This window comes from Limnohabitans sp. Rim8 (assembly GCF_945869175.1).
In the GTDB taxonomy this organism is placed as follows: domain Bacteria; phylum Pseudomonadota; class Gammaproteobacteria; order Burkholderiales; family Burkholderiaceae_C; genus Limnohabitans_A.
The window spans coordinates 1-10628 of record NZ_CAMBNZ010000098.1; the positions used below are offsets into that span (position 1 = coordinate 1).

At 59.4% G+C, this 10628-nt stretch carries 10 protein-coding genes and 1 pseudogene; 7 read left to right on the forward strand and 4 right to left on the reverse strand.

The features are described from left to right. A pseudogene (locus tag Q0O19_RS12575) lies at positions 1-215 on the reverse strand (ornithine-acyl-ACP acyltransferase); the annotation flags it as partial. Positions 216-331: 116 nt separating this feature from the next. Further along, entirely contained in the window at positions 332-826 is a 495-nt protein-coding gene (locus tag Q0O19_RS12580; RefSeq protein ID WP_295523495.1) for an Rrf2 family transcriptional regulator, read from the reverse strand. 122 nt (positions 827-948) lie between these two features. Here Q0O19_RS12580 and Q0O19_RS12585 point away from each other — a divergent pair, with 122 nt between their 5' ends. From Q0O19_RS12585 to Q0O19_RS12615, 7 genes are all read left to right on the forward strand, one after another. Continuing rightward, positions 949-1959, forward strand: coding sequence for a MerR family transcriptional regulator (locus Q0O19_RS12585; protein WP_295523497.1), 1011 nt, complete (start codon positions 949-951; stop codon positions 1957-1959). Between the two features lie 22 nt (positions 1960-1981). After that, a complete protein-coding gene (locus Q0O19_RS12590) occupies positions 1982-2545 on the forward strand; it encodes a hypothetical protein (protein ID WP_295523499.1) in 564 nt (187 codons plus the stop codon). After that, complete coding sequence (locus tag Q0O19_RS12595) at positions 2542-4140, forward strand: cryptochrome/deoxyribodipyrimidine photo-lyase family protein (protein ID WP_295523501.1); 1599 nt, start codon at positions 2542-2544, stop codon at positions 4138-4140. The genes Q0O19_RS12590 and Q0O19_RS12595 overlap by 4 nt, the downstream gene beginning before the upstream one ends. 2 nt (positions 4141-4142) lie before the next feature. Next, positions 4143-5465, forward strand: coding sequence for a DASH family cryptochrome (locus tag Q0O19_RS12600; protein WP_295523503.1), 1323 nt, complete (start codon positions 4143-4145; stop codon positions 5463-5465). Between the two features lie 10 nt (positions 5466-5475). Then, entirely contained in the window at positions 5476-6456 is a 981-nt protein-coding gene (locus Q0O19_RS12605; protein WP_295523505.1) for a DMT family transporter, read from the forward strand. A 118-nt stretch (positions 6457-6574) separates the two neighbouring features. After that, the gene (locus Q0O19_RS12610) at positions 6575-6856 is read left to right on the forward strand and encodes a helix-turn-helix transcriptional regulator (protein WP_295523507.1); all 282 of its coding nucleotides are present in this window, start codon (positions 6575-6577) and stop codon (positions 6854-6856) included. After that, the gene (locus Q0O19_RS12615) at positions 6853-7215 is read left to right on the forward strand and encodes a hypothetical protein (protein WP_295523509.1); all 363 of its coding nucleotides are present in this window, start codon (positions 6853-6855) and stop codon (positions 7213-7215) included. Before Q0O19_RS12610 ends, Q0O19_RS12615 begins: the two co-directional genes overlap by 4 nt. A gap of 63 nt (positions 7216-7278) precedes the next feature. Here Q0O19_RS12615 and Q0O19_RS12620 read toward each other — a convergent pair whose 3' ends face one another. Together Q0O19_RS12620 and Q0O19_RS12625 are read right to left on the reverse strand one after the other, a co-directional pair. Further along, on the reverse strand, positions 7279-9444 hold the full coding sequence (locus Q0O19_RS12620) for a 3-hydroxyacyl-CoA dehydrogenase NAD-binding domain-containing protein (protein WP_295523513.1): 2166 nt from the start codon (positions 9442-9444) through the stop codon (positions 7279-7281). Positions 9445-9466: 22 nt separating this feature from the next. Beyond that, positions 9467-10628, reverse strand: a 1162-nt coding sequence (locus Q0O19_RS12625; protein ID WP_295523511.1) for an acetyl-CoA C-acetyltransferase, incomplete at its 5' end; no start/stop codon positions are given.

Below are 10628 nucleotides of genomic sequence, written 5' to 3' on the forward strand. Positions count from 1 at the left end.
GACAAGCGGGCACCCATTTCTAAGCCAAACACATCAAACCGGTGTTTTTGGGCCTCACGCACTTCATCTTGGTGCCGTGCCCACGTGACTTCAACCGCTTTTTTGGCCGGGCGTGACAAGAACTCCACGCCATTTCCGCATTCTCCGGATGACCCCAAGTGGGTAGATGCACTCACGGGCGGCAGCGCAAATGCTGGAAGGGTCAACTCTTTCATGGCCTTGTCTCCTTTGAATCAATGCATGAATGATCCAAAAAAGCGATGACATGAAAAAGTCTTTTGCGTTAAGTTTCCGTGACTTTAAAGGTAGAAAAAGTGCTCTTCAACTGAGATCAGAGCATCATGCTCAACTGGAACACCGAGTTGGGTGCTTTGGGCATCACTGGTGCAGGCAGAGGTTTCAAGCGGAACTGGCCGAACATGGAGGACACCCGTTCGTCGCGTGGCATAAAAGGGATGGCCACATCGTCCAAAGTCTGAGAAGCCAGCGCCTCTTGTAAGTGGCGCTGGATGTCTGCCTCCAAGGATTTCATGGGGTGGGTCTGATCGGCATACACCTCATCAAAACTGTGCATCACTTCAAAGTGTTTGACCACATCCCACAGCGTGATGTCTTCAGGATTGCCCCGAATTTGGTAACCCCCACCGGGTCCCCGGTGTGCCCTGATCAAACCCGCTTCACGCAATTCTTTGAGGATGGACTCGGTATAGGAGGAAGACAAGCCCAAACCTGAGGCAATTTCTTCGGTCGTCACCGGTTCCACGGCCGAGCGAGAAGTGATGAAAACCGCGATGTCGACGGCTTTCGCTGTTTTCTTCAAGATCATGAAAACTCCTTAATTGAGTGGTTATTGTATGCTTTAAAGTCAAAAAATCCACTCAATCTATATTTTATTTGAGTTTTAACTTTATTACAGTTAAAATATCTACTCAATATATGAACAATCCAATGACCCAAACCCTATCCCCCCCACAGGCGCTTTACCGCATTGGTGCCGTCTCCAAGCTCAGTGGTGTGCCTGTTCCCACTTTGCGAATATGGCAAACACGGTATCAGGCGTTTTCACCCGCCACATCCCAAGGGCAACACCGCTTGTACAACGATAGGGATTTGCGCAAGGCGGCATTTCTCAAGGCATTGACCCAACAAGGCCACGGCATTCGCTTGATCGCAGGTCTGGACAACGCCCAACTTCAACAATTGCTGCAAACCAGCGCCGATATGGGACGCGTGGCATCGCCACACCTTCACATTGACGACACGGCCTTGGGCCCACGGCCAAGCGCCTGGGGCGTGGTGGGTCACGGTTTGGCCAATCGCCTCCAATCAATCGGATTCCAAACACACAGACTTGGCGATCCGCTGGCCATTGAGCAGGTTTGGGCCGACCTCGACGAGGCACAAAACCGTCTTATGAATGGGCCAGTGGATGTGTGGATGGTGTCGGTCAACAGTTTGAACGATCAGGCCGCCGAAAAAATTTTGGCGATCTCACAACAACTGAGAGCCAGGCTCACGGTGGTGCTTTACGGCTTTGGCCAAAAAAACGCCCTTGCGCGATTGAACAGCGCCTCATTTTTGGTACACCGCAACACACTCGACGATGCCGCTTTGGCCGATATTGTCCAAAGTGCACGTCCGCCGCTGGCCTCACCTGTGCAGGCATGGGGTGAACACAGCCGGCCAATTCCACCTCGAAAGTTTTCGGATGCGGTGCTGCAAAGGGTGGTCAATATACCCAGCCAGGTGCTGTGCGAATGCCCCCGTCATGTGGCGGAACTCATTGGGCAATTGGGACGATTTGAAGACTACAGCCGTGACTGCTTGAACCAAAGCCCCAAAGACAAGGCCTTGCACACCCAGCTCAACACGATGGCGGCCTCCGCCAGAGCCTTGTTTGAAGAAGCCCTTCAAATGGTGGCCGATCACGAAGGCATTTCGCTGCAAGAAACGCCATGAAAGATTTCCCGGAAAAACCCGCATGAAAAAACATGTCGCAGCCACCCTGTTGGCCGTGGTGGGGGTCATGGTCGTCGACAGCCACATCAACTGGGTGCCGCATGACCATGGCACTTTGCTGGAAGTCAGCGGGCAAGTCTTTGACCCCCAGGGTTGGGCAACGGATCAATGGCGGCAATGGCGCAATGACTGCCGAAGGAAAAGCAGCATCGAAAAGCCAGACAATGCACGCGAAATTTTTCAGCGCATCCAAGAACACAGCCTGCCCGATTCCTTACAAGCCCAACTCCTGCAGCTGCGTTCCCATGGCGATTGGGCCATGGCCGAGGTGGCCTTCAAAACTCTGAACCCCAGCATTGTGGTGTTGCAGCGTGTCCATGGTCATTGGCAAATCCAAGACCGTGCCGTCTGGAGCGGCTCCACCGCGCCTTGGCATGCTGGCGCTTTGGTGCGCCAATACTTGCGCCAGCAGGCCCCCGCCTTGCCTGAAACGCTGCTGGCTTGCTTTGCGGTCGACCCCGCCCGTTACAGTCAAGGACCTGGTGGGCTGGGGCCTGTCGAATTGCGCCATCGAGACCGGCCATGACTTACCGCGTGGTCTGGTTCAAACGCGACCTGCGCCTGCATGACCATGCGGCGCTTGCACACGCTGCTGCCCAAGGGCCCGTGCTGTGCCTGTACATCGTTGAGCCGGGTCTCTGGGCGCAGCCCGATGTGGCCTTGCAGCACTTTGAATTTGTGCGCGAATCATTGACTGAGCTGGACCAGGACTTGCACGCACAAGGCGGCAGCTTGCAGGTGCGATGGGGACCCGCGGTGCAGGTGCTGACTGGCCTTTATGCGCAAGCGCCGTTTGCCGAATTGGTGGCGCACGAAGAAACGGGCAACGCCTTCACCTATGAACGTGACCTGCAAGTGGGCGCGTGGTGCCGCAGTGTGGGGGTGGGCTGGACCGAGTTGCCACAGTTTGGCGTGGTCCGCCGCCTGCAAAGCCGCAACACCTGGCAAGCCCGGTGGGAAGCGCACATGGCCGCGCCGCAAGCGGTGTTGCCCGCGTTGCGCTTTTTCAATCCCACTCAAAACCAAGGGCCTGAGGTGATGAGGCGGCCAGAAGGCCTGCAGCACAACCCCGCCCAGCGTCAGCGTGGGGGCCGTCGTTTGGCACTCGACACCTTGCACAGTTTTTTGGATGTGCGGGCTTTGTCGTACCGAGGCGGTATCTCCTCGCCCTTGTCGTCGCCCACGGCGTGTTCTCGCTTGTCCGCTTACCTGACTTTTGGCTGCATCAGCCTGCGTGAAGTGGTGCAAAGCACCCGCGCCACATTGGACGCCCTGCCCCCACAAGCCAGTCGGCACCGAGCGGGTTTGGTCGGGTTCATCAGCCGTTTGTATTGGCATTGCCACTTCATCCAGAAGCTCGAAATCGAGCCTGAGATCGAGTGGCGCAACATGCACAGGGGTTACGACGGCCTGCGCGAAGACGACTGGAACGACGCGCATTTTTCGGCTCTGACCTCGGCCCGCACCGGCTGGCCCATGGTGGACGCTTGCGTGGTCATGCTGCACGAGACGGGCTGGCTCAACTTCCGCATGCGGGCCATGTTGGTGTCGGTGGCGGCCTACCCGCTGTGGCTGGACTGGCGGCCGGTGGGCCAATGGCTGGCCACGCAGTTTCTCGACTACGAGCCCGGCATCCACTGGAGCCAGCTGCAAATGCAGTCGGGCACCACCGGCATCAACACCACGCGGGTTTACAACCCCATCAAGCAAGCGCAAGACCATGACCCCAAAGGCATCTTTGTGCGCCGTTGGCTGCCTCAGATGCGGCGTGTGCCCGACACCTGGTTGTTCGAGCCCTGGCTCATGCCGCCCGAGGTGCAGCGCCACTGCGGCCTGACGGTGGGCAACGGGCCAGAGGCTGACATTCCCCTGCCCGTGGTGGACCTGGCCGAAGCCACACGCCAATCCAAAGCCGCCCTGCATGCGCGCCGCGCCGAACCCGGAGTGAAAGCGGGCAAAAAAGCCATCGTCGAGAAACACGTCTCACGCAAATATGGCAGCGGCCACCCACGCAATGTGTTCCCGCGCGATTCGGACACGCCCAAGACCAGCCGCCGAAAAACGACCCAGCTCGCCCCCACCCACACCCCAGCCGACCAACAACTGGGCTTTGACTTTTGACCATGCGCACCACACTTTTTTGGTTTCGAAACGACTTGCGTCTGCACGATCAACGCGCACTCCAGCAGGCCCTAGCCCACGCCCAAACGCATGGCCAGGCCCTGCTTCTGGTCTATGTGCACGAACCCACGCAAGACGGCAACACCGCTTGGGGTTTTCGCCGCATGGGCCTGCACCGCAGACGCTTTGTGGCCGACACGCTGCAAGACCTGCAAACTTCACTGAATGCTTTGGGTCAGCACCTGATTTTGCTGCACGGAAATGTGGCCGATGTGCTGCCCGCCTGCGCCTGCTCGGTGCAAGCCGACACGGTGTTTTGCGAAGACATTGCTGCGCCCGAAGAAGAAGCCCAAGTGCAAGCCCTGATCAACGCTGGCCTGACCGTCCATACGCTGTGGCAGTCGAGTTTGCTCGAACCCGACGCCCTGCCCTTTGCGGCAAAAAACATGCCGCAGGTGTTCACCGCGTTTCGCCAGCGCATCGAATCGGCCGGTCTCATGCCGCTGACACCGCTGCCCGCGCCGACCCAACTGCCTGCACCACCCAATGACAACTTGAGCGCCTTGTCTGGCTGGACCATCGACGCGTTCAGTCTGCTGCAAGCCCACGCCGAAGACGACGCACACGAGAGGTCCAACTTTCCGTACACCCATGCGCCGTGCCGGGGCGGTGAGGCCAGTGCTTTGGCCCACCTGCAAAGCTACCTCACACCGCCTTGGCCCGACCGCTACAAACAAACCCGCAATGCCCTGCAAGGCCAGCACACCAGCAGCCACTGGTCGCCCTGGCTGGCCACGGGCGCGGTGTCGGCTCGCCGCATCTGGGCAGACCTTCAAGCCTATGAACAACACCATGGTAGCAACGATGGCACCTATTGGCTGTGGTTTGAGCTGCTGTGGCGCGACAACTTTCGCATGCTGCACCTGCAACATGGCCCCCAACTGTATGCCGCTCGAGGTTTGTCGGATCTGCCCAGACCCCCACACTTTCCCAAAGACTTTCAGCGCTGGTGCAGCGGGCAAACGGGCGAGCCGATCGTGGACGCGGGCATGCGCGAGTTGGCTGCCACGGGCTTCACCTCCAACCGCATGCGCCAAATCGTGGCCAGCTATCTGGTGCACGATTTGTCGTGCGATTGGCGTGCGGGTGCAGCCTGGTTCGAGTCGCAACTGGTGGACTTCGATGTCAGCAGCAACCAGGGCAATTGGCTGTATGTGAGTGGCCGTGGCACCGACCCGCGTGTGGGCCGGCGCTTCAACCCCGCCAAACAAACGCAAGACCACGACCCGCAAGGCCGCTTCCGAAAGGTTTGGCTGGGCGGATAATCGCCCTCTTATGCCCCAGACCGTCACCGCCTTTTCGAGCGGCATCCTTTTTTCTTTGGCCGCCGGCATGATGTGGGGATTGGTCTTTGTCGGCCCGCTTATGCTGCCCGAATACCCGGCTGCACTGCACACCTTTGGCCGCTACCTGGCTTTTGGCCTGATCGCCCTGCCCTTGGCCTTCGTGGACCGTGCAGAGATCCGTCGGCTGACCCGCCCCGACTGGCTGGCCGCGCTCAAATTGGCGGCGATTGGCAACGTTCTGTATTACCTGTTTTTGGCCAGCGCCATCCAGCGGGCCGGCGGCGCATTGCCCACCATGATCATTGGCACCTTACCCGTGGTGATCACCATTGCAGCCAATGTGTTCAATCACCAGCGCGATGGGCGATTTCCTTGGCTGAAACTGGCGCCGCCTCTGGCGCTCATTTTGTTGGGCATCGCCTGCGTCCACCATGTGGAATGGACGGCGCTGGTGCAAAACCCAGCGGCTGACACCACGCGTTACATCACGGGCGCTTTACTGGCCATCGGTGCAGTGGTCTGCTGGACCTGGTACCCCCTGAAAAACGCCGATTGGTTGCGCGGCCACCCCGACAGGAACCCACGGGTGTGGGCCACAGCGCAAGGTTTGGCCACCCTGCCCCTGGCCTTGCTCGGCTATGCTGCTTTCTGGCTTTGGGCGAGCGCCACGCACGACCCGCTGCCCATGCCACTGGGGCCACGCCCCTTTGAATTCATCGGTCTCATGATGGCCATCGGCCTATTCGCCTCGTGGCTGGGCACGCTCTGCTGGAACGCGGCCAGCCAACGGCTGCCCACCGCCTTGGCGGGTCAACTCATCGTGTTCGAAACCCTGGCGGCGCTGGCTTACGCCTTCTGGCTGCGCGGCCATTGGCCGGAGCCACTCACGCTGTTGGGCATGACACTGTTGGTGATGGGGGTGATCACGGGTGTACGAGTCAAATCGATTGCCAAGGCAGCGCACCCCTAAGCTCTTTTGAAAATTGTCTGTGTGGTGACGCACAGGCCACAGATCAAAAACCGTGTCTTGTATATCCGTTGATGAAAGGACTGTTGCTTTAAAATGAAATACAACGAATACTTATTAAATGTTTGCTGTTCGAAACATCACCCCTCAAAATTTGCGCGACATCCTCGCATTCAATGTCAGGCATTACCGCGCATTGAAAATCCCACCGCCCGACAAACCGCTGTCGCAAGAGCGTTGCGCATGGGAAGCCGGCATTGACCGGACCATGATGAGCAAAATCGAAAGGGCCAAAACCAATCCCAGCCTTGAAACGCTGTTAAAACTGGCCAACTATTTGAACGTGAATGTCGCAGACTTGCTCCAGGAACCCCGCAAGCCTGCTTCAGGAAGCAAGGCATGAAGCGAGACGACTTTCAGCCCAGCGGTCAGAAGTACTTGCGATTTTTAAAACTCACGCAATCGGTCAAGAGCACCCACATCGGCGTTCAGCTCACACCCATGGAGACCCATGTGTTGCAAGAAGTGGCTTTGCGTTATTTTGAAGAGCGTGCGTTGACCGTGAGCGAGGCGTTGGCGCTGAAAGACCTGGGGTCACCAGCCACCATGCACAAAAGAATCAAACGCTTGCGCCATGCGGGGCTGCTGAGCTTCAAGCAAGAAGACACCGACCACCGCACCAAATACCTGATCGCCACCCCCTTGGCGACCCTGCATTTCGAGCGCATGGGTGAGGCCATGCACAAGGCCCTTCACGGCTGAGGTCAAAAACGCAGCCGCTTTCAAGGCTAGCGCGCTTGACCCTACTCAGGGCTTGCACACGACTCAATAGACAGGCTGGTGCTGCTTCAGGCTGGCCATCACTTCTGCCGTCAGCGCAAAACCTGCGCCATACAAGGCAGCCAGTTCGGCGCAGCGCTTGGCAAACGCATCCACGCCTTGGCCGTAGACGAATTGCAGCGCACCGCCCGTCCAGGCCGGAAAACCGATGCCGAAGATGGAGCCGATGTTGCCGTCGTGCACCGAGGTCAGCACGCCTTCTTGCAGGCACCGGGAGGTCTCCACGGCCTGGCGGTACAGCAAGCGGTCTTGGATGTCTTGCAGGCTGTAGGCCGCTTCCGCTTTTTCAAAGCGGGTTTTCAGTTCAGGCCAGAGCACTTTTTTCTGCCCATCGGGGTAGTCGTAAAAACCACCGCCTGCGGCGCGACCGGAGCGCTTGAATTCTTTGACCATGCGCTCGACCAACAACTCGCCGGGTGTGGCGGCATGGCTTTTGCCTTCTTTGGCCAAGTCTTCGCGGGTTTGGTCCAGCACATGCACTGACAGTGACAGCGCCGTTTCGTCCAGCACGGCCAATGGGCCGACAGGCATGCCCACTTGCATGGCCAAGTTTTCGATCACGGGGGCGGGGATGCCCTCGCCCAGCATGGCCGCGCCTTCCATCACAAAGGTGCCAAAGGTGCGGCTGGTGTAAAAACCCCGGGAGTCGTTCACCACGATCGGCAACTTGCCCAGCGCCTGTACATAGTCATAGGCCCGGGCGATGGTTTCGTCATCGGTCTGCGCACCACGGATGATTTCCACCAACTTCATCTTGTCCACAGGACTGAAGAAGTGGATGCCCACGAACTTTTCAGGCTTGGCACTGGCCGTGGCCAGACCGCTGATGGGCAAGGTCGAGGTGTTGCTGGCGAAGAACCCGCTGAACTCGGGCGTTTGAGCCAGCATCGGCTCGGCCTCTTGCGTGACGCGTGCCTTGAGTTCACGGTTTTCAAAGACGGCTTCGATGATCAGGTCGCAGCCCTTGAGGTCTGCGGCGCTGGCCGTGGGCTGAATGAGTGACAACAAGGCCACTTGTTTGTCCAACGCCATGTGGCCTTTGTCCACACGCTTTTGCGTGAGCAGGTGGCTGTAGGCCTTGCCCTTTTCAGCGGCTTCCATGCTCACATCCTTCAGCACGGTGGCGATGCCTCGGCTCGCTTGCGAATATGCGATGCCCGAACCCATCATGCCCGCGCCCAAGATGCCCACCTTTTGGGGCTTGTAGCGCGGTACAGCCTGGGGCCGACTTTGGCCGCCCTTGATGCTGTTCATGTTGAAGAAAAAGGTGTTGATCATGTTGCGCGCCACCTGGCTGGTCATGAGACCCGCGAGGTAACGGCTTTCGATGCGCATGGCGGTGTCAAAGTCAACCATCGCGCCCTCGACCATGGCGGCCAGCGCCGCTTCAGGCGCGGGGTACAAGCCACGTGTTTTTTGCTTGAGCACGGCCGGGGCCACGCTCAGCATGCCCGCGATCTTGGGGTTGCTCGGCGTGCCACCGGGCATTTTGTAGTCCTTGCGATCCCACGGGTGCTGGGCCGCTTCCGGCTGGCCTTGGCTTGCAGCGATGTGCGCCAAAGCGCGGGGGCGCAGTTGCTCGTCACTGGCCACGAGTTCGTGCACCAAGCCCAATTTTTGAGCCTCCTCAGGACCAAAGAGTTTGCTCTCCAGCACGTAGGGCTGCGCCGCCAGCAAGCCCAACTGGCGCGTCATTTTGGTGATGCCGCCGCCACCAGGAATCAGGCCCAGCGTCACTTCGGGTAAGCCAAACTGTGTTTTGGGGTTGGCGGTGGCGATGCGGTGGTGGCCGATCAGCGCCACTTCCCAGCCGCCGCCCAGCGCTGCGCCATTGAGGCAGCTGACCACCGGCACGCCCAGGGTTTCGAGGGTGCGAAAGCATTTCTTGATGCCTTCGATTTCGGCAAACACCCGCGGGCCGTCCAAGGCCGTTGAGCGCATCACGCCTTTGAGGTCGGCCCCCGCAAAAAAAGTGGACTTGGCCGAGGCCAAGATGATGCCCTTGATCTGGGCCTTGTCTTGGACGACTTGCTCTGCCGCTTGGGCCAAATCGGCCTGCCATTGCAGGCACATGGTGTTGACCGGCGAGCCCTGCTCGTCAAAAGTGATGGTAGCGATGCCGCCTGACAGTTCGTAGCGCAGTGTCTTCAAAATCATGGTGCTTTCTCCCCGGTCAAACGCGTTCAACGATGGTGGCAATGCCCATGCCGCCGCCCACACACAAAGTGGCCAAACCGTAGCGCAGCTGGCGGCGGTGCAGCTCGTCAATCAGGATGCCCAAAATCATCGCCCCCGTGGCCCCCAGCGGGTGGCCCATAGCGATCGCGCCGCCGTTGACGTTCACCTTGTCGTGCGGCACGCCCATCTCCTGCATGAACTTCATGGGTACTGCAGCAAAAGCTTCGTTCACTTCGAACAGATCGATCTGGTCAATCGTCAAGCCGGCTTTGGCCAAGGCTTTGCGGGCTGCGGGCATGGGGCCCGTGAGCATGATGGTCGGGTCCGCCCCCGACAAGGCCACCGACACGATGCGGGCGCGAGGTGTCAGGCCATGGGTTTTGCCTGCGGCCTCTGACCCGATCAACACCGCAGCCGCACCGTCGACAATGCCCGAGGAGTTGCCCGCATGGTGCACATGGTGGATGCGCTCGACCTGCGGGTAACGCTGCAAGGCCACGGCGTCAAAGCCCATGGCGCCCAGTTGATCAAACGAGGCTTTGAGACCGCCCAGTGTTTCCACCGTGGTGCTCGATTTGATGAATTCATCTTGCGCCAAGATGACCTGGCCCAACTTGTCTTTGACCGGTACGACCGAGCGGTCAAAGTAGCCCGCTGCACGTGCGGCCGTGGCGCGTTTTTGCGACTCGACCGCAAAGGCGTCGACATCGTGGCGCGTGAAGCCGCTCATGGTGGCGATCAGGTCGGCGCCAATGCCTTGCGGTACAAACAACGTGGCGCTGTTGGTCTCGGGGTCTTGCGCCCAAGCACCGCCGTCTGAGCCAATGGGCACGCGGCTCATGCTCTCCAAGCCGCCGGCCACCACCAGGTCCTCCCAGCCGCTGCGCACTTTCATGGCGGCCATGTTGACCGCTTCAAGACCCGAAGCACAAAAGCGGTTGAGTTGCACACCCGAACAGCGCCAGTCCCAGCCTGCGGCCAATGCCGCCACTTTGGGAATCACCGAGCCTTGCTCACCGATGGGCGACACCACGCCCATGACCACGTCGTCCACCGCTGCGGTATCCAGCTGGTTACGGCTTTGCAGCTCGCGCAGCACGCCCGTCAGCAAGCTGATCGGTTTGACCTCATGCAGGCTGCCGTCTTTTTTGCCTTTG

Bases quoted from the DNA above. Each gene is read 5' to 3' on its own strand.
- Q0O19_RS12595 (WP_295523501.1), top strand. From the start codon at position 2,542: ATGACTTACCGCGTGGTCTGGTTCAAACGCGACCTGCGCCTGCATGAC.
- Q0O19_RS12580 (WP_295523495.1), bottom strand. From the start codon at position 826: ATGATCTTGAAGAAAACAGCGAAAGCCGTCGACATCGCGGTTTTCATC.
- Q0O19_RS12585 (WP_295523497.1), top strand. From the start codon at position 949: ATGACCCAAACCCTATCCCCCCCACAGGCGCTTTACCGCATTGGTGCC.
- Q0O19_RS12605 (WP_295523505.1), top strand. From the start codon at position 5,476: ATGCCCCAGACCGTCACCGCCTTTTCGAGCGGCATCCTTTTTTCTTTG.
- Q0O19_RS12615 (WP_295523509.1), top strand. From the start codon at position 6,853: ATGAAGCGAGACGACTTTCAGCCCAGCGGTCAGAAGTACTTGCGATTT.
- Q0O19_RS12600 (WP_295523503.1), top strand. From the start codon at position 4,143: ATGCGCACCACACTTTTTTGGTTTCGAAACGACTTGCGTCTGCACGAT.
- Q0O19_RS12610 (WP_295523507.1), top strand. From the start codon at position 6,575: ATGTTTGCTGTTCGAAACATCACCCCTCAAAATTTGCGCGACATCCTC.
- Q0O19_RS12590 (WP_295523499.1), top strand. From the start codon at position 1,982: ATGAAAAAACATGTCGCAGCCACCCTGTTGGCCGTGGTGGGGGTCATG.